This is a genomic window from Isachenkonia alkalipeptolytica (genome assembly GCF_009910325.1).
Classification (GTDB): Bacteria; Bacillota; Clostridia; order Peptostreptococcales; family T1SED10-28; genus Isachenkonia; species Isachenkonia alkalipeptolytica.
In genome coordinates this window covers 88,103-114,244 of sequence record NZ_SUMG01000003.1, presented here as the reverse complement: position 1 = coordinate 114,244, position 26,142 = coordinate 88,103, and the positions used below count along the sequence as shown (strand labels likewise).

At 48.8% G+C, this 26,142-nt stretch carries 25 protein-coding genes and 1 tRNA gene; all 26 read right to left on the bottom strand.

Annotation, left to right across the window (positions count from 1 at the left end):
* Positions 1-223: 223 nt before the first annotated feature.
* The 26 genes from ISALK_RS04025 to ISALK_RS03900 all read right to left on the bottom strand — a co-directional run bounded on the left by ISALK_RS04025 (position 224) and on the right by ISALK_RS03900 (position 25,942).
* Positions 224-298 (bottom strand) — tRNA-Thr (locus ISALK_RS04025).
* An 81-nt stretch (positions 299-379) separates the two neighbouring features.
* A complete protein-coding gene (locus tag ISALK_RS04020) occupies positions 380-1,045 on the bottom strand; it encodes a transporter associated domain-containing protein (protein WP_160719301.1) in 666 nt (221 codons plus the stop codon).
* A 174-nt stretch (positions 1,046-1,219) separates the two neighbouring features.
* Entirely contained in the window at positions 1,220-2,239 is a 1,020-nt protein-coding gene (gene hutG / locus ISALK_RS04015; protein WP_160719299.1) for a formimidoylglutamase, read from the bottom strand.
* A 47-nt stretch (positions 2,240-2,286) separates the two neighbouring features.
* Positions 2,287-3,990, bottom strand: a complete 1,704-nt coding sequence (locus ISALK_RS04010) for an ABC-ATPase domain-containing protein (RefSeq protein ID WP_160719297.1) — start codon at positions 3,988-3,990, stop codon at positions 2,287-2,289.
* A complete protein-coding gene (locus ISALK_RS04005; RefSeq protein WP_160719295.1) occupies positions 3,977-4,495 on the bottom strand; it encodes a GNAT family N-acetyltransferase in 519 nt (172 codons plus the stop codon). The genes ISALK_RS04010 and ISALK_RS04005 overlap by 14 nt, the downstream gene beginning before the upstream one ends.
* Positions 4,496-4,658: 163 nt before the next feature.
* Positions 4,659-4,979: a YbjQ family protein gene (locus ISALK_RS04000; protein ID WP_160719293.1), complete on the bottom strand. Its 321-nt coding sequence runs from the start codon at positions 4,977-4,979 to the stop codon at positions 4,659-4,661.
* Between the two features lie 195 nt (positions 4,980-5,174).
* On the bottom strand, positions 5,175-8,411 hold the full coding sequence (locus ISALK_RS03995) for a GNAT family N-acetyltransferase (RefSeq protein WP_160719291.1): 3,237 nt from the start codon (positions 8,409-8,411) through the stop codon (positions 5,175-5,177).
* Positions 8,412-8,651: 240 nt separating this feature from the next.
* Entirely contained in the window at positions 8,652-9,500 is an 849-nt protein-coding gene (locus tag ISALK_RS03990) for a DegV family protein (RefSeq protein ID WP_160719289.1), read from the bottom strand.
* Positions 9,501-9,619: 119 nt separating this feature from the next.
* Positions 9,620-10,585, bottom strand: coding sequence for a P1 family peptidase (locus ISALK_RS03985; RefSeq protein WP_160719491.1), 966 nt, complete (start codon positions 10,583-10,585; stop codon positions 9,620-9,622).
* A 116-nt stretch (positions 10,586-10,701) separates the two neighbouring features.
* Positions 10,702-11,424 carry an Rv2686c family ABC transporter permease subunit gene (locus tag ISALK_RS03980; protein WP_160719286.1) on the bottom strand — a complete coding sequence of 241 codons (723 nt, stop codon included), beginning with the start codon at positions 11,422-11,424 and terminating at the stop codon, positions 10,702-10,704.
* On the bottom strand, positions 11,424-12,149 hold the full coding sequence (locus ISALK_RS03975; protein ID WP_160719283.1) for a fluoroquinolone export ABC transporter permease subunit: 726 nt from the start codon (positions 12,147-12,149) through the stop codon (positions 11,424-11,426). Before ISALK_RS03975 ends, ISALK_RS03980 begins: the two co-directional genes overlap by 1 nt.
* Positions 12,136-12,996: an ABC transporter ATP-binding protein gene (locus tag ISALK_RS03970; protein ID WP_160719280.1), complete on the bottom strand. Its 861-nt coding sequence runs from the start codon at positions 12,994-12,996 to the stop codon at positions 12,136-12,138. Before ISALK_RS03970 ends, ISALK_RS03975 begins: the two co-directional genes overlap by 14 nt.
* A gap of 64 nt (positions 12,997-13,060) precedes the next feature.
* Positions 13,061-13,696 carry a TetR/AcrR family transcriptional regulator gene (locus tag ISALK_RS03965; protein ID WP_160719277.1) on the bottom strand — a complete coding sequence of 212 codons (636 nt, stop codon included), beginning with the start codon at positions 13,694-13,696 and terminating at the stop codon, positions 13,061-13,063.
* Positions 13,697-13,962: 266 nt separating this feature from the next.
* Entirely contained in the window at positions 13,963-15,063 is a 1,101-nt protein-coding gene (locus ISALK_RS03960) for a PIN/TRAM domain-containing protein (RefSeq protein ID WP_160719274.1), read from the bottom strand.
* Positions 15,064-15,258: 195 nt separating this feature from the next.
* On the bottom strand, positions 15,259-15,930 hold the full coding sequence (locus ISALK_RS03955) for a GTP pyrophosphokinase (RefSeq protein ID WP_160719271.1): 672 nt from the start codon (positions 15,928-15,930) through the stop codon (positions 15,259-15,261).
* Positions 15,931-17,235 carry a HAMP domain-containing sensor histidine kinase gene (locus ISALK_RS03950; RefSeq protein ID WP_160719270.1) on the bottom strand — a complete coding sequence of 435 codons (1,305 nt, stop codon included), beginning with the start codon at positions 17,233-17,235 and terminating at the stop codon, positions 15,931-15,933.
* Positions 17,229-17,903, bottom strand: coding sequence for a response regulator transcription factor (locus tag ISALK_RS03945; protein ID WP_160719269.1), 675 nt, complete (start codon positions 17,901-17,903; stop codon positions 17,229-17,231). Before ISALK_RS03945 ends, ISALK_RS03950 begins: the two co-directional genes overlap by 7 nt.
* 209 nt (positions 17,904-18,112) lie before the next feature.
* Positions 18,113-19,288 (bottom strand): DUF418 domain-containing protein, encoded by a 1,176-nt coding sequence (locus tag ISALK_RS03940; protein ID WP_160719267.1) that lies wholly within the window; start codon positions 19,286-19,288, stop codon positions 18,113-18,115.
* 74 nt (positions 19,289-19,362) lie between these two features.
* Positions 19,363-20,592 carry a histidine--tRNA ligase gene (hisS, locus tag ISALK_RS03935; protein WP_160719264.1) on the bottom strand — a complete coding sequence of 410 codons (1,230 nt, stop codon included), beginning with the start codon at positions 20,590-20,592 and terminating at the stop codon, positions 19,363-19,365.
* Positions 20,593-20,652: 60 nt separating this feature from the next.
* Complete coding sequence (locus ISALK_RS03930) at positions 20,653-21,696, bottom strand: threonine aldolase family protein (protein WP_160719260.1); 1,044 nt, start codon at positions 21,694-21,696, stop codon at positions 20,653-20,655.
* A 60-nt stretch (positions 21,697-21,756) separates the two neighbouring features.
* A complete protein-coding gene (locus tag ISALK_RS03925) occupies positions 21,757-22,203 on the bottom strand; it encodes a CBS domain-containing protein (RefSeq protein WP_160719258.1) in 447 nt (148 codons plus the stop codon).
* 79 nt (positions 22,204-22,282) lie between these two features.
* Positions 22,283-22,912 carry a uridine kinase gene (udk, locus tag ISALK_RS03920; RefSeq protein ID WP_236660254.1) on the bottom strand — a complete coding sequence of 210 codons (630 nt, stop codon included), beginning with the start codon at positions 22,910-22,912 and terminating at the stop codon, positions 22,283-22,285.
* On the bottom strand, positions 22,902-24,143 hold the full coding sequence (locus ISALK_RS03915; RefSeq protein ID WP_160719254.1) for a peptidase U32 family protein: 1,242 nt from the start codon (positions 24,141-24,143) through the stop codon (positions 22,902-22,904). The genes udk and ISALK_RS03915 overlap by 11 nt, the downstream gene beginning before the upstream one ends.
* Positions 24,144-24,154: 11 nt before the next feature.
* Positions 24,155-24,835, bottom strand: coding sequence for an O-methyltransferase (locus ISALK_RS03910; RefSeq protein WP_160719252.1), 681 nt, complete (start codon positions 24,833-24,835; stop codon positions 24,155-24,157).
* 223 nt (positions 24,836-25,058) lie between these two features.
* Complete coding sequence (locus ISALK_RS03905; RefSeq protein WP_160719249.1) at positions 25,059-25,655, bottom strand: LysO family transporter; 597 nt, start codon at positions 25,653-25,655, stop codon at positions 25,059-25,061.
* Positions 25,652-25,942, bottom strand: a complete 291-nt coding sequence (locus ISALK_RS03900; RefSeq protein WP_160719246.1) for a LysO family transporter — start codon at positions 25,940-25,942, stop codon at positions 25,652-25,654. Before ISALK_RS03900 ends, ISALK_RS03905 begins: the two co-directional genes overlap by 4 nt.
* Positions 25,943-26,142 lie beyond the last annotated feature (200 nt).

Below are 26,142 nucleotides of genomic sequence, written 5' to 3'. Positions count from 1 at the left end.
CCCGGGGATTTTTCGTGTTTACAGATGAAAAACTTAGAAAACCTTGCTGTTTAGGTCCCCTAAGTTTTTGTCTTTCACAGATTCTTATACACTTTTACTATTCATAAAATACCCGGCGGCGAGGGGTAATAAACAGAATTTTCACATTTATTTTAGGGCAAAGAAAAAGCAAGACATCCAAGTATAACAGTAACTTAAATGCCCTGCGTTGAATTTTAATTAATGGAGCTGATGAGCGGAATCGAACCGCCGACCTCCTCCTTACCAAGGAGGTGCTCTACCTCTGAGCCACATCAGCCCGTTGCTGACAACAAAATTTATTATACAACAGAAACCGATGCTTGTAAACCGTTTTTCTTTATTTTTTTAGATAACTTTTTTATTGAGCTTTATGTCCGTAGAGTGCCTTCGTGTTTTTTTTCTTCTGATTGCTGATTTCCTGGATCTCTACGTCCTCAATCAAACCGTCCTTCATGGTCACGATCTTCAGCTTAATATCTCCGATGGTAAACTCCGCACCGGGTTCGATGGGCTTGCACTCATCCTCGGACAGCCGGCATAAAAGACCGCCGATGGTATTCGCTTTGTTCTCGGGAATATTGGTATCAATATCAAAGTTGATGTTTTTAATCGGCGATGCTGCGGATAAAATTTTTCCATCCCGGAGCATGTACTTCGAGCTGACCAGATATTTTTTGATGGCAAAAACAATGGCAATGGCTGCGGTGGCCAGTAAAATATCGATCATGGTGTCACTGTAAACCAGCATCTTTCGCGCCGTGGCAAACAAAATCAAATCCAATACCGCCACGGAGGAGTGGGATAGGAGCATCAATACCAGCTCAATGCCGATAACTAATAATAAGGCCATACTTAAAAACTGCTGTACAAAATCATAGGTATTATTCATATCCAATGTAGGAATCGTGACGATGTAGCGAACCACAGTAAATAGCCCCACAATCATACCGATGGTGAGCAAAAACGCTAAAATGATCTCCACATGATTTGCACCTCTGACCAACAAATGTCTAAACTTGTCCATTTCGTCCCTTCTTTCTTAAATATTCGTAATTAATAATATAATTGCGGTTTCCATCACTTTGAATTCTAACATAGTTCCCTTAGAAATACCATACGAAAGGAAAGGTTGATTTATTCAGAATACATCCACTATTTCAGCGATTTTAAAGGGCCCTTGTGTAAAGGGCCCTTACGCTTATACATCGATATCGATTAGCAGATCCTCGTTTAAACAGTGCATATTCACCACGGTGAAAATCAGGGTTTTTGCCAGGCTTGCGGTAATGTCGTCAGAGTCATAGCGGGGAGAGACTTCTCCAATGTCAAAGCTGATCACTTTTTTCGACCGGATCAGCTGTTTGATGATTTTGATCGCAATTTCCGGGTCCACACCCAGGGGCTGAGCGGCACTGACCCCCGGGGCAAAGGCGGTGGAAAAAGCGTCGGCGCACAGGGTAAGGTAAATATGGTTTTGTTCCCGAATAAAGTCATCGATTTGTTGTTTCGTCTTTTCCTGCTTGCTCTCGATCAGATCCTTGCCCAGGATGTGGCGGATGTTTAACTCCTCGGCCTTTTTAAAGAGATCGATGGTGTTGCTTTGCTTTTGGATCCCCGCCACAAAGTAGGGAAATTCCTGATCCGTCTCTTTACAATAGTCGGCGATTTGTCGAAACATGGAACCGGAACTTCCCCCTTCGGGATAGGGACGGATATCAAAATGGGCATCGATATTAAATATTCCGGGATTCTTTTTTCCGATGGTTCGAAAGTAGCGTTCAATCCCCATATAATGACCGAAGGCCACTTCATGACCACCCCCGAGGACAATGGGAAACAGGTTTAAGGTGAGGAGACGTTCCACCGCCTGAGCCAGGACCTGCTGACTTTTTTCCAGGTCCCCGTCGACGCATACCACATCGCCGGCGTCCAAGAGCTGTACCTCCTTTTTAAAATAGCAGGGCAGGTTGGACAGCTGTCTTCGAATGCTTTCGGGACCCTTCCTTGCTCCCAGGCGTCCTTTGTTTCTTCGAATCCCCTCATCGCTTTGAAATCCCAAAAAAGCAAAGGCGGTGCCGGTAAAAGGGGTTAACTCCGTGTTTCGAAGATCCAGGGCCCGGATCCATTGATGCCAACGAAAGGCTTCAAAGTTTTCCCGGCTGTCGATTCTTCCCTGCCAGTTATTGGTGTCCATGGGTTGATAATATTTAGGATTCATGATTTTTTCTCCTCCTTCTTTTCCATAAGGCTTCAGGATCGCCCCGATTATTTTATTTTTAAATTCCGGTAACGGTTCAAAGCTCCCAGCACTTCCAGCTTTCTGGGCCTGGCTAAATTTCCGGGATGTCCCTTAAAGGTGGCAATGCCCTCGAGACCTTCTTTGTCGATGATTTGATAGGTCTCCTCTAGCAAAGTGTTCAGATCCTTCTTCTCGTCCACTTTTTTATTGATCAAAAACTTAAACACCTCGCCGATGCTGTTGGTCTGACTGTGGCTGATCAGCTGTTCCAATCCGTAGAGCTCCACATTCAGGCGATTGTACTGCAGGGTTTTGGTGCCTCGTGTTTTCAGTTTGATCCCTTTACGGTCCTTGGGGAAGGAAGCCTTAAGGGGAACCCTTCCCTCTAATTTGGGAAACGCTTTTCCGTCCTCCTTTACGGACCGGGGATATTCCTCGGCAATGGTTTTCGCCTCTTGGGTAACGTCCCGGGGAATGTATTCATCCATCATGATTACTTGATCCGCGGCGTCGAAGTAATCTCCGGAACCGCCGATGACCAGCACCGTAGATACCCCTTGGTCCCGGTACAGACTCCTCACTTTATCGATAAAGGGGGAGATGGGTTCCTTGTCTTTGTGGACCAGGCGTTTCATCCGGTCATCCCGGATCATAAAGTTGGTGGCGGAGGTGTCCTCGTCAATGAGGAGAGTGCTGGCCCCTCCTTCTAAGGCTTCAATGATGTTGGTGGCCTGGGAGGTGGATCCGCTGCCGTTGTCCGTGGAAAAGGCCTTGGTGTCGGTTTTATGGGGCAGATTATTGATAAAGGGGGAGATGTTCACCTTCTCCACGCCCCGGCCGTCCTCGGCACGAATTTTCATCGCCTCGGGGTCCGATAATACAAACTCCCGGCCGTCTCCTTGAATATGGGAATACACCCCCAGCTCAATGGCCTGGAGCAACGTGGACTTTCCGTGATAGCCTCCGCCTACAATCAGGTTTACCCCCTGTTTTAAGGCCATACCGCTAATCTCCCCGGCGTAGGGCAGGGTAACCCGGACTTCCATGGAATCCGGGCTCTGAAAAGGGATCGCCGCTTTTTTCAAGGGTTTTTGGGAAATGCCGCTTTCCCTGGGTAAAATACTGCCGTTTTTTACAAAGGCGATCCAGCCCTTTTCCTTCATGATGTTCCACAGGGCTTCCTGATCCTCCCGAAGACGGATATGCCTCCAGAGGGCCGGTTGGTCTAAGTTTTCGTAGTACAGGTTCTTCTTGATAAAGGGGGGCAGGGTCTCCAACAGCATTTTCTTACATACCCGGCCGAGAACCTTTCTACCCGCAGCGGGAAGGCCCACTTCCAGGCGCACTTCCACCTTTTCCGAGTCAATATAAAAGGAGGTTCTGTCCAGGATTTCCTGGCCCGGGGCGTCAATGCTGATCATTCCGCTTTTTCCCGTGCCCTTGGCACCGGTATATTCTTTTTGTAAGGTTCGATCAAATTCCCGGGTCAAATAGTCTTTCAAGGCCTGTTTTTTCCAGGGGGTGTCGAAGCTTTCCTTGGGAAAGGCCGCCTCCTTCATCGGGACAATTCCCCGAATTCTTGAGGGGGAGGCGAAGGGGTCTCCCTGGACATAATCGATGGCCAGGTGAAAGCCCTCCAGGGCATAGCTTCCCTGAAGGTCCTTATAGGCCTTGTAGCCCTTTCCGTCAATTCGTTGTAATGTGTTTTCCAGTTCCTTAGCTGTTCGCATGTTCTTTGTATTCTCCTTCCAGTATTGAAAATAGCATCATGGACCGATAGCTGTCCCCGTACTTCTTACAGTCCCGAAGGATGCCTTCCTCGGTAAAGCCCAGCTGCCGATAGATGCTGATGGCTTTATGGTTGTTCGTAAAGACGTCAAGCCATAACCGATGATAGCCTAAGGTGTCGAAACAGAAATTCTTCACCCACCGGATGGCCTCTTTTCCATAGCCCTCGCCCTTTTCATCAATGGTGATCCGCATCAGCTCCAAAGATTCATGGGGAGACTGCATGCCTGCAAGAATCATATATCCCATGATCCGCTCCTCCGTGGGATCCCATAAACATAAATGCTTTTGGTCCCGGTTGTTCATGGTATCCAAGTGCTGGCTTCGAGACCAGTTGTAGACGTAGGCCAGATTCTCCTCTTTTCCTTCAATCTCTAGAACCCGGTCCAGGTCCTGTTCCCGGGTTTCTTTCAGTACCCAGTTTTCTTCAATGACCATAATATTCATTCATCATCCCTCCATTTAAATTTCATAACCCTCTATTTATTACTTAGGGCTTTCATTTCCTCTCACTACTTACTATATTCCCACTTTAGAATGTTTTACACTCAGGATAACATAAAAAAACCTCCGGTTCAAAATCGAACCGAAGGCCGGATGCTGGCGGTTGTTACTTATCCACCAGTTTTACCGCCGTGCCGTAACAAAGTACTTCTGCGGCTCCCTGGGCGATGGCGGAGGTGGAAAACCGAACGGATACAATGGCGTCGGCTCCCATCTCTTTGGCTTCCATCACCATCTTATCATAGGCCACATCCCGGGCTTCATCAATCATCTCGGTATACTGATTCAGTTCTCCTCCGACCAAATGCTTAAAACTGGACATAATGTCCTTACCCAAATGCTTGGCTCGAATGGTGTTGCCCTTGACAATGTTTAAAACCTCTACAATTTCCTTATTCGGTACTAAATCCGTGTTGGTTACAATCATTTTTTCCACCGTCCTTTTCTTATTTTGAATTCTTTTTACAGCCTTTTTACAGTCTTTTTACAGTCTTTTTACAGTCTTTTTACAGTCTTTTTACAGTCTTTTCACCTTTTTGGAAATACTAGCTTCGGCGGCTATTTCTTACCTGCGGAGGGTTTTCAACCTTCATCCGCCGGCCTTTTTTTCCTTTGTTCCCCGTTAAAAACGAATCCGGTTTAAATCCTCCAGGCCCTTGATTTCCACCGGATCTTCAGAAAAGATCAGAAATACCGGATCCAAGGTCTTACAGCTTTGATGTTCCCCGGCGTATTGATGGTGGGTGGAGATCACCAACATCTCTTTATTAGCAAAGCCCACCACATTCTTCGCCTTGGGCCCATAGACCAAGGCCTTTTGCGGTGCTGTTCGACTTCCCGCCTCCAATATCTTTTCCAGGGCATTGTGAACCACCATGTATTCCCCCGCTTTATACTCCACTTTCCTTCCGGTTTCTTTTCCCTCGGCGAAATAGGTGTTGCCCAGATTTTCGTCCATCCGGAAAAAGAAGAAGTTTTCCAAAACCAGCTCCTCTACATATCTCCCGGTTTTCTGGTGAATTTCAAAAAAATTACATACCACGGGAATCTCCGGCAGGGTTAGGTAGTATTGATGAATTTCCAATCCCTTATAACGGTCTATGCCTTGGATTTCCGTGATCACCTTAAGGCCTTCCCAGCTGTTTCCTCTATTATCCGTCTTTACCATGAATTCTCCCCGGCGCTTTTGTTGCAGCATGGTTTCCAATTCATAATGCTCCGGTACAGCGTAGGCCCCGCCGGCCCAGGGATTCCACGGGAATTTTGAAACGTATTCCGGGTAACTGCTGTCCAGGACCTCTTTACCGTTGACGGTCAAGGAACACAGCCCATTGCTGAAATCCGGATCCGCAGAAAAACCGAGCAGACCGTTGCTTACGTGATAGCGTGTTCCCCCAGAAGTGACCTGATTGCTACGGAGGTTTTCTTTTTCAAGTTTAGAGGCCTCCGCAACCTTTTTTATCGAGGTCTCCCCCGTTAAAAATACTTGCCGGTGATACACCCGCCGGGTTTTTTTCAAATCCGCCGTAATTCTGAGGGTGTCCATGGAGCCTTTGCCCCCCAGGGGCTTTTCTCCGGCCAAAGGCTTTTCTACGGCGCTTTGAAGATCAACTTCCCAAACATCCTCCGAAAGGCCTTCTTCCTCCCGGTAGTTTTTTTCCAGGGGTCCAAGGACTCCCCGCTCGGATTCCATGGTGATCTTTCCACTGAGATTCGTAGACTTACGCTCTAAAAATTCAATGGCCGTCCGGCCCCTTAGGAAGGGGTTTTTTTCATTGACCCGAACTTCAAAGGTTTTTCCCGGTTCTTCGGCGTCTTTTACAGCAGGCTCTTCCTCCAGGGCAAAGCGACGAAGTTCCCGCCAGTTCTTCATGGTATTATACAGCATAAATACGGGCCGGGTGTTTCTTTTCTCCCCCTTGGGGATTTTTCCCAGATTTTCATTGATCTTTATAAAGGGCCCCTCCTGTTCCGGTATGATGTCCTTGGGCCATACCACGCCCCAGGAGTTTTCCCCTTCTCTGGCATAGCTCCAGTTTTCCGTGAAACCCCGGGCGTCAAAGTAACTCAGCCGGGATTCCTCCATCCCTTTTAAACCAATAATTTCATCATGATAAGAGAAGGTGGCGTTTGAAATTTTATGCCACAGGGTGCTGCTCACCCATAACGCCCGTTGCAAATCTTCTCCCCCGGTATTTTCCACTTCATAAAACTGTCTTAGCCTTCCATCCGCAAAGAGCTCCGACAGAGAATGAAGTTTAAGACCGGGAAAGTTTTCGGAGGTATACACCGCCCGTAGACGAATCCGGTCTTCTTCCGACTCATAGGTCACCTCATCGGGAAGCTTGTTGGAAAAGTCCGTTCCGAAGGGCCGTCCCAGTTTCGGATAACCGATTTCATCCCGACTTGGCCGGTCCAAATCCTCCAGGGTTATATGGTTCTCATATTTCACCAGGGTCAGCTTATAGGCTCCGTTTACCACACTCCATCCTTTTTCCGTGGCTCCGTAAAACTTCCCGCCTCTACCCCGTAAAAACCCTTTTATTTCTTTTTGAAAGGTCAGCTTTTCCTTTCCCAGGGAAACTTCAATATCGGTAAATCCTTGATAAAATCCCGGCTTTTTCACTTGGAAAAATACGGGCAGTGATTTTTTCTCCTTTCCCTGAAGACGAAGGTCCACTTCCCGGTCCTCCCACTGGATTTCTTCCCGGTCCACTAAGGAAAAGCGTACCTCGACGGCTTCCTCAAAACCGTTTTCCAAATCGATAAATCCCTTTGTTCTTTTTCCCGGAAAGCATTCCTTTTCCGGTATGGAAAATTTCAGATTCAGGGGAAACTTCGGTACAATCCCTAGCCGAAACTCCGCCTTTTTCCCGTTGATTTCAAGGTCTGCAGTAATGGCGGGGTGGGTCAGGTTCTCGGGAACAAGTTCTTCGATCGCCTCCACATAAAAAGAGGCTTCAAGGGTTTTCTCTTTTTGTACATCCACGGTTTCCTTATAGGAATACCGGATATTCTTATCACTTCGTCCCTTGATTCCAACCCTTAAGGGCTCAGAGGTCTTGTTGATGATTCGATAATAAACCGGGTAGCTTTTTTTAAAGGGAAATTCATTCTGCTCGGTATAACACGCTACTTTATAGTCCTTGGTCTCGATCAGGCGTAGCCCCCTGCCCCGTCGGCAGAACTCCGCCCGTAGGGTTTCCTCTTGGTTTTTCCACAGGTACTCATAAAAATGAAAGCCCTTTTCCACCCGACCGTCGGGCTCCACGGAAAGTTCCCGGGCCACATGGTCGTACCAGTGAAGATCCGTAAAGTATTCGGTGATGGCCTCGGTATTCAGCACCGTGGGCATAAAATTCATCAGGTGGATATGGGGATTGTCCTTCTCCCAGAAAAATCCGCATTTTTTATACAGAGGTACCGCTTTTAAATTGGAGGACCAGGTATACAGGTCCATCCGGGGCCATCCCTGCTCGACCGCCACCTCCAGGGCCTTTAAGAGCAGTTTTTTTCCGATTTTCTTTCCGTGATATTCGGGACGTACGTTGAGCAGGGGAATATAGCTTGCCCCTTCATCGTCTTCGTACTCTTTGAAACTGCAGTACCCCACCACGGTATCCCCCGAAAGGGCTACAAAATCCTTGATATTTCCTTCGTTTCGAATGCTGCTTTTCACCTGTGCTGCCGTACGGTTACCGTCCTGGCCTCCCCATTCCTCTTTGCTGGCATTCCACATATCCGCCAGGGAGGAGGCGTGGTGTTCTTCGAACTCCACAATTTCAATTTCCCGGTCCGGCCTTTCCTCCTTGTCGGCAGGGTTTTCCTTTCGGGATGTTTCCTTTCCGCTTTGCTTCATAATGTTCAACTCCTTAATTCATTGGACTTTGACGGATATTAAGGTTATGTAGGCCCTGACTTTGGGCTTTTGATCCGTCACGGTTTACCCATTCCATTCTATCGAAAACCTCCGCCGATGATAACCGCCTGGAGACTTTTCCCTTCTCCGCCTTAAGACCGAGGGCTTTAGCAAAACCCGGGGGAAGCCTGAGTATCCGCGGAAGAGCTCTTGGAACATGGAACTACGGCAGTCCTAAGGCTAAAAGGAGATGATCATGCCCCCCTCTCCCGCATAGGTCCCCATGGTGCCGCCCATTTCATAAATGATCACGTCCTGGGGTTCGAAGCGGCGGATGATTTCCTCTTTCAGTACCAGGGCATCCTTTTCATTGTTGACATGGGTGATTCCAAAGACCTTCTGGGAAAAATCCCCTCGCCGGTCATCGACGATTTCAAAGAGCCGCTCGGTAATTTTTTTCCGGCCCCGCCTTTTTTCCAACAGCTCCACTCTTCCCTCGACACCCTCCAAAAGGATTTTAATATTCAACATTCCCGCCACGGCGCCCTGCACTCGTCCCAGTCGCCCCCCTTTTACGATGTTTTCCAGGGTGTCCAGCAAGATGAAAATGTTCATTTCCTCCCGGTGTCTTTCCAGGGCGTCGATGATCTCTTCCAAGGACACCCCCGTCGCGGCCATCTCCGCCGCCTTTACCACCTGCAGTCCGTGGCCGATGGAGCCCCCCAGGGTGTCGAACACTGTAATGTTCCCATTGTCTTTTACCAGATCCTTTCCCAAGCAGGCGGATTGATAGGTGCCGCTGAGCTGTGAGGAAATGGTCAGGCAAAGAATTTCCGGAGCGTCTTTTTCCGACTTTTTCTCCAGGGCGCTCTCAAAGGCGTCCCGAAAGCGCTCGGGAGAGGGCTGGGAGGTCTTGGGAAGGGTCCCCGAGGCCGTCATCTTTTCCCCGAACTCCTTAGCGGTGATGTCTTGAAGCTCCACGTACTCCACGCCGTCGATGATAATTTTTAAGGGTACCACCTGAATGTTGTATGCCTTTAATACTTCCTTCGGTAAATCACAAGAACTGTCGGTAATAATCGAAACCATGGTTTATTCCTCCTATTCCCTGTTTTTTACTGAAAAATTACTGATGATTTCTTTTTCGGGTACTTTTTTTCTTTTTTTGATATTTATTTTCTTTACCGCTGTTTGTTATTGAATAATCTTCAGAAACGATTCAGATCCCCATAGGCCGGTACCCCATGCAGGGATGTGGCGGCTTTGATCCCCCGATGAATCGCCCGTTCCATGGCCAGGGCTGCCAGGTGACCTACCAGGCTGGGGTCCGCTTCCACGGCTCCCGTGGCGGCGGCAAAGATGGTGTCCCCGTCCACCATGGTATGACTGGGAGAAAGGGCCCTGGCATACCCGTTGTGGGCCATGGAGGCGATTTTATTCATTAGGGGTTTGGAAAACTTTCCGTTGGTGACCACAAGACCGATGGTGGTATTGCCGTTAAAGGGTTTGTCGTACATCCCCTGAACCATCACCCCTTCCGTCCGGAGAAACACCTGATTCTTTCGATCATAGACCCCTGCCAGGATTTCTCCGTTCTCCACCACATCGCCGAAACCGTTGACCGCCACAAGGGCTCCGACTTTCACACCGGCGACTTCCACGGCGTAGGTGCCGATGCCTCCCTTCATAGCATAGTCCATGCCCAGGATCTTTCCTACGGCAGCTCCGGTGCCCGCCCCCACGGTGCCTTGGGGTATGGTTTTTCCAGCGTTTTGTGCCGCAACGGTAGCCGCGGCGTAGCCCATGGCTTTGTCCGGTCGCACCTTGGGACTTCCCAGGGGCAGATCAAAGAGCACCGCCCCGGGGACGATGGGGACTTTCCCCACCCCCACGTCAAAACCGATGTTTTGCTCCTCCAGATAGGCCATCACTCCCGCGGCGGCGTCCAGGCCGTAGGCGCTCCCCCCGGAAAGGAGGATTCCGTGGAGGGTATCCACCAGGTTTTCGGATTTTAACAGATCCGTTTCCCGGGTTCCCGGAGCTCCGCCCCGAACATCCACCCCGGCCACGGCCCCCTTTTCAAACAAGGCCACGGTACAGCCGGTGCCCCCCTCTTTGCTTTGGCTATGACCGATTTTGATCCCTTCCATTTCCCCTAAGGAAATTTCCTTCATCCCCTTGCCCAGGTTTGATTCTTTTCTTTCTTCTTTCCTTTCTCTGTTCATTGCTTCCCCTCCTCAAGGTTTTCGCTGTTCCATTCATATTTTGTCCTTAGCCTTTCTTATACCCATTACAGGCGGGTTCTTCTCACAAAAATACGATAGACCACAAAATTTAATACCAGCACATAAAAAAGCCCGATGATAAGGTACATTTCGTAGGAAAGATTCAGCACCCCTTCCCCCCGAAACAGGACGCTGATCGCCTTTGCCGGCCAGAATCCGGGAACGAAGGAGAATATAAACTCCTTGGCGTCGGTAAAGATCAGTGCGATCACCGGGAAGATCATAAGGGTTCCGGTACCCTTCATCACCGCAAATCCCTCAATTTTATTACCGGCAAAAGCATTGATCAAAAATCCGGTGATCGGTGCGCTAAGAGAATTCACCGCGGCAATGATCACCGTCTCCCCCACGGTCAAGGGGCCGAAGTCCGCCACAAACATCACCAAAAATCCCGCCATAAAGGCCAGTAAAGTAACCAGGACCACCCGAAAGGCCAAAAAACCGCCCAGGCTTAAGGGAGAGACCCGAATGGCAGAGAGAATTCCGTCGTCCCGATCATCCAGGATGGAAAAGCCCATCAGCGCCCCGAAGATCATGGGCGTCAGCAGGGCCAGGGCCGCCATGGCAAAGTCGCCGAAGAGAACCAAGGAAAAAGCGGTGTTTTCATCGGCCCAGGGCAATAAATACCGCCCGATCAATGCGAAAACAATGGGATAGACCACCATAAACATCGTCAGGGAATCCCGGGTCCACTTTTTAAACTCGCTTCCAATAAAGGTTGTAAACATCAGATACCACTCTCCTTTGCAACGAAGGTTTCAAAGCCTTTACGAATAACCACTGCCAGCAGTAGGGACAGCGCGATCAGGTAAAATATGCCGTAAAAGACTTCCCAAGTTTCCACCCCGTTGGTAGTGGAATTTAGTAGCAGCAGGGAGGCCTTAGTAGGCAGGACGTACAGCAGATTGGTCATAAGATCCCCGGTAATCACCCCTACCTGCTCTAATACCACGGGAATTAAAAAGATGAACATATACTTAATCACCCCGGTTAACAGCTCCGTAAAACTCTTGGAACGGTAAGCCAGAAGGAACCCGATCATGGAGTGAAAAATACTGATAATGATCACATAAAGCACCAATAGAAAAATATTCAGATTGATTTCCTTAAAGATCCATGCATAAAGATAAAGAATTACCAAAGTCTGAAGATTGGAGACAATGTTTCCGATAATCTTTGAAATCATGTATTCTTCCTTGGTGATCGGGGCAACGAACAGACCCTTTAGGGTGTGTTCCTCCCGTTCAAAAAACATGCTGACGCCGATTAAGGTAATGGACATGGCGGTGGCATCAAGAAACAACAGCAGGGGAAAAATGTTGGTTACATCGTCTACATCGGTAAACTGTAAAACCCCGATCCAGATCACCGTCACCACCAAACTGGCTGCCATGATATGGTAACGCTGCAGTCGCTGAAGCTCTCCTATTAATAGGGTCTTAAGATTTCTCACGGTGCTCACCCCCGGTTATTTCAATGAAAATATCATCCAAAGTGGTTTCTTTGGAGTGCATGGTGATGATCCGGTGATTTTTCACCACCTGGAAGAATTCCTCATCCTCATGGAGTCCGTCCAGGGAGAAAACCCGGTTTTCCATTTTCCCTTCCTTTTCATATTCCACCTCCACCTGACGTTCTCCGTGCTGGAGTTTCAAATTTTTCGGGGAGTTGATTTCCACGATTTTTCCCTCGGCCATGAAGGCCACCCGGTCACAAAGCTCCTCCACATCATTCATCAGATGGGTGGTAAGAATTACGGTGCCGCCCTGCTCCCGGTACTCCCGGATCAAATTTTTAATAATCCGTGCATTTTTCGGATCCAGTCCCGCGGTGGGCTCATCCAAAAACAGCATCTTCGGCTTGTTGAGCAGGGCTTTGACGAAGTTCATGCGAATCTTCATCCCTCTGGAGAATTCCGCGATTTTTTTGTTCCGGTCCTCATAGAGCCCCAGCTTTTTCAGCAGTTCCTCCGGAGCTTCATGGTTTTTATAGAGCTTCATGAAAAACTCCAGGTTTTCCATGGCGGTGAGCTTGGAGAAATGAACGGGCACCTCAAAGCCCACGCCGATCTCCTCATAAAAATCCCGGCCGTAGTCCTTCAGGTTTTTTCCCTTATAGGTAATGCTGCCGTCAAAGTCCCGAAGGATTTTGATTAAAATCTTTTGGGTGGTACTTTTCCCCACGCCGCTGGGACCTAAAAGGCCGAAAATCTCCCCCTGCTGAATCTCAAAATCCAGGCCCTTGATGGTCTCCTCCTTGTTCTTCGGATAGGTGAAATGTAAATTTTCCACTTTAAACATGGCTTTTCCTCCTTTGATTATGGGATTTTTCTCATACTTTGTTCATGCTTTTCTTTCACTTTCCTTAAGCTTTTTTATTTTGCAAACCCTCTTGAAAAATATAGAGCATTTTTTCCACCCGTTCATAATACTCCTCCACATGGTCCATCAAATTTTGATTTTCCTTTCCTTCCAATACGCTGTCCGCCAGATTCAGATTTAAAATATGGGCCATATAGGCGGCGGTTTGGATGTCCGCCTTCGGATCGATGTCTCCCCGGTCCCGGCCCCGTTGAAAGATCATTTCATAAAAGGCGATACTTTTTTCCGTCAGCCCTTCGGTGACCTGATCCCGGACGGCCTTTTTTTCCTTAAACAGCTGATTGCCGATGCCGGCGTACTTCGGATGATCCTTGGCAAACTGGATCCCCGCCCGGTACAGCCCCTTTAAAATCTCAAAGGTTTCCCCCTCCTCCATCAGGGTAAGTACCGGGTTCAAATAAGCCATTTTTTCATCAGCGATGATTTGCAGCACATAGCGGTACAGATCTTCGATTCCCTCGAAGTACTGATAAAAACTGCCCCTTGGAATGCCCGCCTTCTTAATGATCCTGGCAATGCTGGCGTTGCTGTAGGTCTCAGCGGAGAACTCCTTCATGGCGGCGGATATGATTTTTTCCTGTTTTTCTTCGTCGATATTAAAAAACGTCGCGTTTGGCAATGGTCTCCCCTCCTTTCGGTATCAGAGATGACAGGGGGACGGAGTTTTTGTCATCAAAAGATGACAAAAACTCCGTCCCCCTGTCATCTCGCTGTCATCCTCGATCTTCCAATCTTTAATGTGACAACCCTGTCACCCTTAGTCAAAAAATATATGTGACACCTATGTCATTTATGCTTTCATTATATGACATAGGTGTCACATTGTCAAATCTTTTTTTGAATTTTAAAAATATTCCCCGAACTATGGCTGATGTCCCGGTGGTCTTATAGCCGGGGTTTGGCGAAAATCATTTTCCCGGCGGCGGTTTGGAGGACGCTGGTGACAGACACTTCGATATCCTGGCCCTTGTAGGCTTTTCCGTTTTCCACCACGATCATGGTTCCGTCGTCTAAATAGGCAAGGCCCTGATTGGCCTCTTTTCCGTCGGCGATCACTTCCACTTTCATGTCTTCCCCGGGAATGACCACGGGTTTGACCGCATTGGCCAGCTCATTGATGTTGAGGACGGGAACCCCTTGAAATTCCGCCACCTTATTGAGGTTGTAATCATTGGTGATGACTTTTCCCGAAAGCTGCTTGGCAAGCTTTAACAGCTTCACATCCACCTCTAAGGCTTCTTCGTAATCGTTTTCAAAATCATGATCCAGAATCTGCACTTCAATTCCCGGTTCTTTTTGCATGGTGTTCAGCACATCCAGTCCCCGTCTTCCCCGGTTTCGTTTCAGAGAATCCGAAGAATCCGCCACATGGCGAAGTTCCTTGAGTACAAACTCCGGCACCACAATGGGGCCTTCTAAAAATTGGGTTTTGGCAATGTCATAAATCCTTCCGTCGATAATCACCGAGGTATCCAAAATTTTCGGCGTCGCCCCACCGGTGGGAACTTCCGGTTTTTTGACCACCTTTTCTTCCGGCTCCTGCTTTTCCGTCCTGCCGATGGTTAAGAGATCCTGGCCCCGCTGAGTGGCCAGGCGGATGCCCAGGTAGCCGAGAAATATGGCGGCAATCAGTGTCAGTCCTTCCCCCAACAGCGGGAAGGGGATATTCAGGAGCAGGCGGCTGATAAAATAGGTCACCGTTAGGCCTGCCAAAAGCCCGACGGTACCAAGAACAATATCCACCGTGGGAATTTTGGAAAATTCCCCTTCGATTTTTCGTATCAGCTTTCTTCCCAGGGCGATGATTTTCGGAGCCAGGGCATAGATAATAAGTGCGCTTAGAATGAATGCGATCAAACTTGCCAGAATGCCGCTTTGAAGTCCTTCAAAATTTTGATCAAAGTATCTTCTGCTATAATAAAAAATTATAAGTCCCGTAACTCCCCCCAGAACCGTAATGATCCAACGTGCAATTTTACTGAACATAATGTCCTCACCTCTTTCGTTTTTTCTATTTGAAAAATTGTGTCCTTCAATGGATGTATTGTTGTATTTCCCTGTTTTTCAGCTTTTTGTTCATACTATTTACGCCTTCATTTATTTATACCCTTAATTACCTAATTTCCCCGCACAATATATTATACGCTAAAATTGTGTAGAAACTGTGTCATCATCCCGGATTCAGTCATCAAAGTTTAAAATCTTTAAATCCTGCATATTCTTAAAGATATTTTCCATTTTTTCGTCCAGGGCGGTAATCTGCTCCGCCGCCTCCTGTAGATCCTTGGTCAGGGACTCCGGTACGTTTCTGAGATTTTGCTTGTAGTAGATTTTATGCTCCAGGCTGGCCCAAAAGTCCATGGCCACGGTACGAATTTGCACCTCTACAGGGATCCGCTCGATACGGTCCGTAAGGAATACGGGAACCTGCAGAACCAGATGAAAGCTTTGGTAGCCGTTGGGTTTGGGATTTTCGATATAATCCTTGTATTCGATAACCTCCAGGTCCGGATGCTGCATCAGCATCCCCGCCAGCCGGTAAATATCCGACCGAAAGGAGCAGATCAGGCGAACTCCGGCCACATCCTGGACGTAGCGGTGAATGTTTTCCCGGTTCAGGGCCACTCCTTTACGCTCACATTTGTCGATCACGCTTTGCCAGGTTTTCAAACGGCTTTTCACATGTTCTATCGGGTTGTAACTGTTTCCCCCGGCGAGCTCCTCCTGGAGAGTTTGCACCCGGGTTTTCATTTGATACAGGGCAAATTCGTATAGCTTTAAGAGCTTTTTCCCCTCATTGTCACAGACGTCGGTTCCCAGAAAAAAAGTCTTTTGTGCTTCCAGATTCTCCATTTAATTCTCCTCCTGCTCTTTTGGAATATCAATGATAAAGGTACTGCCTTCCCCGATTTTGCTGTCCACGGTGATTTTCCCGCTGTGAATTTCGATGATCCGCTTCACTAGGGGAAGTCCCAGGCCGCTGCCTTCGCTACTGTGGTCGGTGCTTCCCTGGTAGAATTTTTCAAAAAGTCTATTCGCCGTATCTTCCGTCATACCGTAGCCCTGGTCTCGAATTTCAATGATGAATCGGTTGTCCCGCACCTCTCCCCGAATCGTTACTTCGGTGTCCGGTTTCGAGAATTTAATAGCATTTCCCAGGAGATTCAGCCATACCTGCTGCATCAGCTCTTCACTGCCCCGAAAAGTCATTTTCTCCATATCGATCTGAAAACTCAAATCTTTTTCCTGCCATCGTTCTTCCAACAGCAGGACCGCTCTTCGAATCTGTTCGTCCAGGGAGAAGGTTTCCGCTATTTCGGGAATCTCCTGGTTCTCCAGTTTGGAAAGCTTCAGCAGATTCGAGGATAAATGGGCCAGGCGATCGGTTTCGTAGACGATGATGTCCAGGTAGTCCCGGCGCTCCTCCTCGGTCATCTCCGGATCCTTCAAGAGGTTGGCGAAGCCTTTGATGGAGGCCATGGGTGTTTTGAATTCATGGGATACATTATTGATAAAGTCCTTTCGGAGAACCTCCATGTTTTGAAGCTCCCGGACCATACGATTGAAGTTTTTCGTCAACAGACCGATTTCATCCCTGCTTCGAACCTCCAATTGGGTGTCGAAATTTCCCTGGGCCACACTGCGGGTGGCTTCCGTCAGACGAAGGATCGGCCGCACTACCCGTCGGGTCAGTACCATGGTGAGAATGATCCCGATGGCGATGTAAAACACCAAGGCGTCCCAGACCCGAAGGGCGGTAAAGGTGAACAGGGAGCTGTCGGGTTGCAGTCCGATTTCCAGCACCTCTCCCCGGATCAGGGTGTAGGCTTTCAATCCGAAGATCTTTCCGTCTCTTCGGTAGATGGTCTCTCCCCTTTCCAGAGTTTCCCGCGCTTCTTCCCCTAGGGAAAGTTCGCCGATTTCCCGGGGGCGGACCTGGTGCATGGAGGTGGAGGTGATCTCGATCATCTCTTCCGTGGTCAGAGCGGTTTTATCCTCCAGTTCCCTCAGGGCATTGGCAATTTCTCCGTGATTACGCCGAAGTTCTCCGGGAACGTTGGGGGAAACCACGGTGGAGGCTAAAAAAGAAAGCCCTGAGGAGAGAATTATAATAGCAATGAACATCAGAGCCAGTTTGACGCCGATTTTTCTTAACATTTTTTCTCCGCCTTATAGCCCAGGCCCCGAACCGTAAGTATTTCAAACTCTTTCATATGGCTGAAACGATTTCGGAGTCGTTTAATATGGACATCGATGGTTCGCTCGTCGGACTCCGCTTCCAGCCCCCAGATTTCATCCATCAGTTGTTGCCGGGTAAAGATTTTTCCCGGATAGCTTAAGAGCTTAAAGAGTAAATGAAACTCCTTTTTCGGCAGGTCCACGGTATCTTCCTCCCCTTCCACGGTTAAGCGGTCCCAGTCCAACTCAACCCTTCCGAAATTCAGTCTCCGCTCGCTTTGAATTTTAGAGCGGCGAAGCAGGGCCTTGACCCGAAGGAGCATTTCGTCCATATCCACGGGCTTGACCATGTAGTCATCCGCCCCCAGGGTAAAGCCCTTTTTCTTGTCCCCCAGGGATTCCTTGGCGGTAATCATCAGGATGGGCAGTTCGAACTTCGATCCCCGGAGGGCATCGGTCAGGCGGTAGCCGTCCAGGCGGGGCATCATAATATCGGTGATCAGTAAATCCACATGCTCCTTATCCAAAATCCTTAGGGCTTCCTCTCCGTCCACGGCCTTTAACACCCGGTAACCCTCCCGTTTCAGTACGGCTTCCATCAGGCGTTGCAAATTTTTATCATCCTCGGTAATCAGTATGTTGAACATGGTATCCCCCTCCTGTAGTAATTTTTCAGGACTTTCTTTTTCTCTGCTTTCTTATCTCTGCTTTCTTATTTCTGGTTTCCTTATTCTAAGTTTTCTTATCTAAGCCTTCTTATGATCCTAAGGTCATCTTATCACGGTTATATGAACTTATTATGAACTTTTGGGACTTTTCCAAAAGAAATCTTCTCCTTAGACGTTCTTTCCAAGCTTTAAGTTCCATAGGTAAACCTTCGCCACAGGGCCTCCATGGGCCCCGTCTTCCAACGGCTGAGCCACCATTTGCTGAGGAGGATCTGCAGGATGAAAAAAGCCGTGGCTAAGGGAAAGAAGCTCCAGTAGGGCAGCCTGCCGTAAAAACCCAGTCCGTAGCCGTTAAAGACCCAGCTCCAAAAGAGAGTCTGGATCAGATAATTACTCAGGGCGGTTTTCCCCAGATATTTCAGGGGATTCAGGATTTTTTTCCAGGGCGTCTTTCCCAGAAGCAGTAACAGTCCCGATATATAAAAGGCGCTGCCGGAGAGGGTAAGGGTTTCCCTGAAAATCCCCTCCAGAAAAGCGAAGGTGTAATAGGGATTCTCCCCTCCGGTGTAAGGTCTGAAAAACAGCAGCCCCAGGATCATGATCAACGAGATGGCCGCACTGTATCGAAGGGTTTTCAACAAAGTCCCCCGGTGGTCCTTCAGGTTTTCAAAGAGTTTTTTCCGTCCCAGATAAAAGCCCAGGTAAAAAAGCCCGAGGATTTTCGGCAAAATGAAAACAAGATCCACCGGGGCATTTTGGACTTCATGAACCAGGCGGAAGCGAAGAAGCTCCCAATAGGAGCCTCCGCTGTAGACGCTGTCGGCGTAGGGACTCATCTCCGAGGTGACCATGGCATGAAACAGAATGGGCACTTCGATCAGGGCGTTTAACACCCCGGTGATAAACGCGGCAATCAAAAGCCAGATCAGGACTCCCCGAAGAAGGTCTTCCTCGGTTTTCTCCTTCCGCCACAAAAGCACCAGGCCTATTAAGGCATATACGTGAAGAATATCCCCATGCCAGACGAACACCATATGTAGGAGGCCGAAGAAAAGGAGGGCCAGCATTCGCCGGATGAAAAAGGGCTTCAGGGCCTCGGGGGATTGGATATCCTTTCCCTTCCGGTTCATGAAAAGAAAAAACCCCAGGCCGAAAAGGATGGAAAAGATCGTATAAAATTTTCCCTGAAAAAACACTTCGATGCCCAGGGCGGAGAGGTGATTGATGCCCTCCAGGCCCATTCTCGAAACACTAAAGCCCGTCCGGCTGGTATGCATCATCGTAAGATTGACCAAGAGCACCCCGAACAGGGCAAACCCCCGCAGGATGTCCAAGGCTTCAATTCGTTTTTTTCTCGCTTCCATGGTCGCCTCCTAAAAAAAAGACAAAGAAGCCGAATCCACCGGTCCTTTGTCTTCCAAGTTTGTGTGCTTATTTTCTACAGTAAATCATCCAGTACCGTATCTTCCCGGATCACAACCACATCATCGTAGCCCGCATTTTCCACCTGTTTCGCTTTTTTTCCCACTTTATTAAAGGATCGGATCATGGATACAATCTGTCCCCGATCCCGAAGGGCTTCCGCGAAGGCCACGGTTTTTTGCAGGTCCTCCTCGGTGGTGTAAATCAAGGCCCGTTTCTTCGGCTTTTCAGGAATCACAAAGTCCTTAGACTGAAGAATGGCAAAGATCCGCTCAAAACCGATGGATACTCCCACGCCCGGCATGGATTCCTTTTGAAACTTTGATAATAGGTCGTCGTAGCGTCCGCCGCCGGCGATGGAACTTTTAAAATCCCCGCTTTCGATTTCGAAAATCGGACCGGTATAGTAGCCCATCCCCCGTACCAAGGTGGGCTCAAATTCGATGGGATAGTAATCCTTCACATTGTCGATCAGCCGCTGAAGGTCCGTCGCCTCTTCGCTTTCAAAGGCTGTAAGGCCCTCTTCCTCGATGGTCTTTAAGAGTGCCAGCAGTTTTCTGGCAGACTCTTCCTCAAAGCCTTTTTCCAGCAGTTCCCGAAGCACCCCGTCGTCTCCGATTTTGTCCGCTTTATCCAGGGTAATGCAAAGGGTATCGAAGCCTTCCGCGGGAAGGCCTGAGCGCTCCACCATTTCCCGAAGGAGTCTGCGGTCATTGACCTTCACCGTACAATCATCAAAGCCCAGACGCTTTAAGGCTTTGGTTACGGTTAAAATCAGGTCGATTTCCGCATAAATGGAGTCGTCCCCTAAAATATCGATATCGCATTGGGTAAATTGACGGAACCGTCCTTTTTGAGGTTTTTCCGCCCGCCACACATAGCCCATTTGAAAGGCTTTGAAAGGATTCATTAAATCGTTACGGTTGTTGGCGTAAAAACGGCTCAAGGGCAGGGTCAAGTCGAAACGCAGCCCTAAATCGCAAAGGTCATTCTCCGTGGTGCTTTCCGTAATCTCTTGGGGACTGAATTTCTCTCCCCGTTTAAGAATTTTAAACAGCATCTGGAGATTTTCTCCCCCTTCGCTGTTGGTCAGTAGCTCCAGATTTTCGATGCTGGGGGTTTCAATCTGGGTAAATCCGTGTTCCTTATAAGTATTTTTTATGGTATCCTGCATCCAGCTTCGAAGTTCCATTTCCTCCGGGGTTACATCAAAGGTCCCCTTCGGCGGTAACGTTGAAAATTTCATATTTCCATCTCCTTTGGTTCTGTCTTTCGGATCGATCCCTGTGCCCTGTTTCCCTTTTCCTTAGGCTTTCAGATCCTCTAAAAAAGCATCCACCTTTTCTTTTTTCGTTGCCCAGGAAGTCACCAGGCGCAGGGCGGTGTGATGATTATCGATTTTTTTCCAACGATAAAACACGTACTTTTTCTCCAGCTCTTCGATCAATCGCTCGGGAAGGATGGGGAATAGCTGATTGCTTTCGGTCTCCGCCAAAAACTTATAGCCCTCCTCACGAATCCCCTCCCGCAGGCGGTCCGCCATTTCATTGCCGTGGCCCGCCAGTTGGAAGAACAGATCCCCTTCAAAAAGGGTGGTGAACTGTATTCCGAGAATTCTTCCCTTGGCCATAAGCCCTCCCCGCTGTTTGATGGCATAGCGGAAGTTTTTCTGAAGCTCAGGGCTGTTCAGGACGATGGCCTCCCCTAACAGGGCGCCGTTTTTCGTGCCGCCGATGTAAAAAGCGTCGGTCAGCGCGGCCAAATCCTTAAGGGTCAAATCGTTGCTTTTCGTCATCAAGGCGGAGCCGATTCGGGCGCCGTCCAGGTATATTTTCAGCCCCTGCTCATCGGCAAAGGCCCGAAGTTCCTGTAATTCCTTTTTCGTATAACAGGTTCCCACCTCCGTGGTGTTGGAGATGTAAATCACTCGGGGCAGGACCATGTGCTCGTCCTCATGTTCCTCTAACACCTCTAAAATATCGGCGGGAGTGATTTTTCCGTCCTCTGTGGGGATGGTATTGATCTTATGGCCGGTGGCTTCAATGGCGCCGGTTTCGTGCACGGCAATATGGGCGCTTTCCGGCGCAATCACCGACTCGAAGGGCCGAAGCATGGCCCCTAGGGTGGTTAAATTCGCCTGGGTACCCCCGGAGACCAGATGAACTTCCGAGGAGTGGTTCTCTCCCAAGAGCCGCTTAATTTCTTCCTTGGCCTGTTTGGTGTGGAGGTCCTCTCCGTAGCCTTCCTGGGCTTGTTCATTGGTTTCCTGAAGGCGCTTTAGTATTTCGGTATGGGCCCCTTCACTGTAATCATTGATAAAAAAACCTTTATTCTCTTCATTGAATTCCATTTTTCTCACCCGCTTTTCTTTCCCTTGGAAACATTGGTATTACCCCTTCCCTCGGGAGGATTACATGCTCGATACGGAACGTAAGTTGTCCGTGTTTCCGATTTCCTCTGCTGCGATGTTGCGTAAGTAACTCATTACCGACTTTCGGGTAATGATGCCCACAAAAATCTCCTGATCATCCACGACAGGGACAAAGTTTTGTTTCATAATCAAATCCACAACTTCCTCGATCTCCGCATTGATAGAGACAGGATGATTGCTCATATTTTTCGGAACCTTTTTAAGAGAAATTTTATTGGTTCCCTCAAAGGTTAAATTCGGTGTGTTTTTCATCTTCCAAAGCAGATCCCCTTCCGTCAAAGTTCCCACATATCTCCCCTGTTTATCTACGATGGGTATGGCGGTATAACGGTGATACTCCATTTTCTCCAAGGCTTGACGCATGGTGGCGTCCTTCTCGAGGCAAACACTCTCATGTTTCGGTGTAATAAAAAATGCAATATTCATTTTTAAATCTCCCCCTTATTCTCCATTATAACAAGAAAAATCATTTTTGTATAATAGGACGGATTTATTTTGTGAAAAATTAAACCCTTTCCTGAACGATGGACTTTACCTTGGCAATCATAATATCGATGGCCACCTGGTTAAAGCCTCCTTCGGGAATGATGATATCGGCGTACTTTTTATTCGGTTCCACAAACTGAAGATGGGCGGGACGCACCGTGCTTAAATATTGATCGATCACCGACTCCAGACTTCGTCCCCGGTCCTCGATATCCCGAAGGATCCGCCGGATGATTCGAACGTCGGAGTCCGTATCCACAAAGATTTTAATATCCAGCATGTCCCGAAGCTTCGGTTCGTCCAACAGCAGGATGCCTTCTAAGATAATAATGTCCTTGGGATAAAAGGTGGTGGTTTCTTTCTTTCGATTATGGTTTTCAAAATCATAGGCGGGCTTTTCGATGCACTGCTTATTGGAGAGCTTTTCCAAATGTTCGATCAAGAGATCCATGTCAAAGGCCAGGGGGTGGTCGTAGTTGGTCTTGGTCCGCTCCTCAAAGGTTAAATGAGACTGGTCCTTGTAATAGGCGTCCTGTTCAATAATGGCAATGTTTTTCTCCGACAAACTGTCGTAAATCGCCTGGGCCACGGTGCTCTTTCCGGAACCGGTGCCTCCGGTGATTCCGATTAAAATAGGTTTATGATTCATCATGATCCATCCTTTCTTTTCGAAGCATGTCATAGGGTTTGACCGGCCGGTTTACCGGGATTCGAACCTGTTGTTTCGGGTGGGGGGCTACATCGATGGGCTCCCCTTCCTCATTGATCATCTCCGTGATCACGAAGGTCTGGGTCTCCTTTTCCGGGCCCACAATTTCCACGGTGTCCCCTTTAAAGAAACGGTTTCGCTGCTCAATCACGGCGGTGCCGGTTTCCTCATCGTAGGATTTTACCAGACCGATAAAGGTATAGTCCCGGTGATAGGTTTTGTCGGCGTAGATGTGTTCCTTTTCGTCGGGCTTGTCAAAGTAAAAACCCGTGGTGAATTCCCGGTGACTGACCTTTTTGATTTCCTGCATCCACTCCGGCTTAAAGGTCCAATTTTCCGGATCCTCATAGTAGGCGTCGATGGCCATACGGTAGGCTCGAACGATGGTGGCCACGTAATAGATGGTCTTCATCCGCCCCTCAATCTTCAGGCTTTTGATCCCGGATTCGATCATCTCGGGAATATGGCCGATCATGGACAGGTCCTTGGAGTTCATAAAATAGGTGCCCTTTTCATCTTCGTAGATGGGCATGTACTCTCCCGGCCGTTGTTCCTCCACTAAGTAGTAGTTCCAGCGGCAGGGCTGGGCGCAAGCGCCGCGGTTGGCGTCCCGGTTGGCCATGTAGTTGCTGAGCAGGCACCGTCCCGAATAGGAGATGCACATAGCGCCGTGGACAAAGGCTTCCAGTTCCACCTCGGGGTGAATCTTTTCCCGAATTTCGTGGATTTCCGGAAAGCTCAGCTCCCGGGCAAGAACCACCCGCTCCGCCCCCATTTTATGCCAGAAGTTGATGGTCCGGTGATTGGTGGTGTTGGCCTGGGTGCTGATATGAATATCCATATCCGGCAGGGTCTCCTGCACCAGCTCAAAGGTTCCCGGGTCGGAAACAATCATGGCATCAATGCCGGTTTTTTCCACCTGTAGTAAATACTCTTCCAATCCTTCAAAATCCTCATTATGGGGAATGATGTTCAGGGTCAAATACACCTTAACCCCCCGTTGATGGGCAAAGGCCACCCCTTCTTCGATTTGCTCTATGCTGAAGTTTTTTGCGGCGGCACGCATACCGAAAATCTGTCCGCCGAGATAGACCCCGTCGGCGCCGTAGAGCACCGCCATTTTCAGGCGCTCTAAATCCCCCGCCGGGGCCAGTAGTTCCACTTTTTCCATGAATGTTCCTCCTAGTTTTTCTTATATGACAAAGCTACGCCGTCGCCGATGGGGATAATGCTGGTGGTCAACTCCCGATGGTGGGTGATGTATTCCAGGTATTCCCGCATTCGATGGACGATGGTGCGTTTCCGTCGTTGTACCAGCTCTTCGCTGGAGACCATTCCCTTATATAATATATTATCGGAGATCAACAGTCCACCGGGCTTTAGTAGGGATATGGCAAGATCCAGCATTTCCCGGTAATGTCCCTTTCCCCCGTCCATGAATATCAGGTCGTAGTCCCCCGGTAAAAAATGTAGAGTTTCCAAAGCGTCTCCCGGGATGATTTGAATTTGGTTTTCATAGCCCCCCCGGCGGATATTCTCCCCGGCCAGGGCCACCATTTTCTCATTTCGCTCCAGGGTAACGATGCGCCCCTCTTCTTCCATGGCCTCGGCCATGATCATGGCGGAGTAACCGATGGCGGTGCCGATTTCCAAAATCTTTTCGGCTTTTGAGGTTTTTACCAGGACCTGGATCAGTGCTGCCACCTCCCCCTGGATAATGGGCACATGATGAGCCGCCGCGTAGTCCTCCAGCTCTTTTAAGAGGCCCTGATGTTGGGGAAGCAGCTCTTTTATATAGTCCTTTACATGCTGTTGCACAATTTCTTCCTCTTCAATCGATGGCTGATGATTCTTATTATTCATTGCAATCCTCACTTCTTTCTTCGTGTCTGTTTTCCCTGTTCTTCAGGGTATCCCTAACTACCCCGGGCTTTCGGAGCTTTCCTCTTTCCCGGCGGCCCCTCTTTATCCTCCCGGCTCCTTTTCGTTCCTTCAGCCCTTTTCTTTCCTTCGACTCTTTTCTTTCCTTCAACCCTTTTCGTTCCTTCGGCTCGCTTCTTTCCTTCGACTCTTATCGAGACCACACCTAGGAAAACAGCATAAGCAGCGGAACCAGGATCGGTACCATACTGGAAAGCACTACGCCGGTGATAAAGGAGATAATGGCGATATGGGCATTGGTGGACCTGGAGATCACCGGAAGCACCGTATCCATGGCGGTGGCTCCCGCGGGAGCAATGGCCTCGAGTTTTCCGATATACTTGGCGATGAAGGGAATGGACACCAGGGCGATGACTTCCCGGGAGATGTTGGTCACAAAGGCCAGGGTTCCCAGGTAGGCACTGTGCTTGGAAAGCTCAATGGCGGATAGGGAGTACCAGCCGAAACCGGCGCCAATGGCGGCGGATTCCGCCAAATTCATACCCATTACAATCCCCGCCAAGGTTGTGCCCAGGATGCTTCCCACCGCCACCATTAAGGGAACCAGAAAGACTTTGAATCCGATTCTCCGGATTCTTCCCAGGATCCCCCGGTTAGAGCCGATGTCGATGCCTACGAAAAACAGCAATAGGCCTAAGCCGAAACTGATCCAAAAACCCATGGACTCCTGCAGACTTTCGGGAAAGAGAAATATTCCGCTCAGGACCCCCAGGGCCACAGTTAGTAAAATTGTGATACTCACTGATCCTCACCACCTTTTACAAGGACCTTCGAGGCAATCAGGCGGACCCCGAGGATACTAAAGAGGATGGAGGCCACCGCGAAGATGATCCCCTGCACCCCTATGGTGCCAAAGGACTGAATCACTTCCTCATCCAAGCCGATGGACACCCCCATAATAAAAAGCAGCAATAACAGGCATAAAAACTGGATGGTATCGATTTTTTTCATCAAGGGCTTCGGAATCAGTTTCCGATTTCCTAAAAACGCTCCAAAGATCATAATTGCGATATAAAGTAAAATATTCATCTTCACACCTCTTTCCCTATGTATTGGGATGACAGGACGGCGGATGACAGCGGGGCGGATGACAGCGGGACGGAGTTATTGTCATCTAAAGATGACAATAACTCCGTCCCGCTGTCATCTCGTCCCGCTGATCTCCTGTCATCCCGGTCATCTTTTTAAAACTACGCAAAAATGAAACTCTAACATCCACCGTTAGAGTT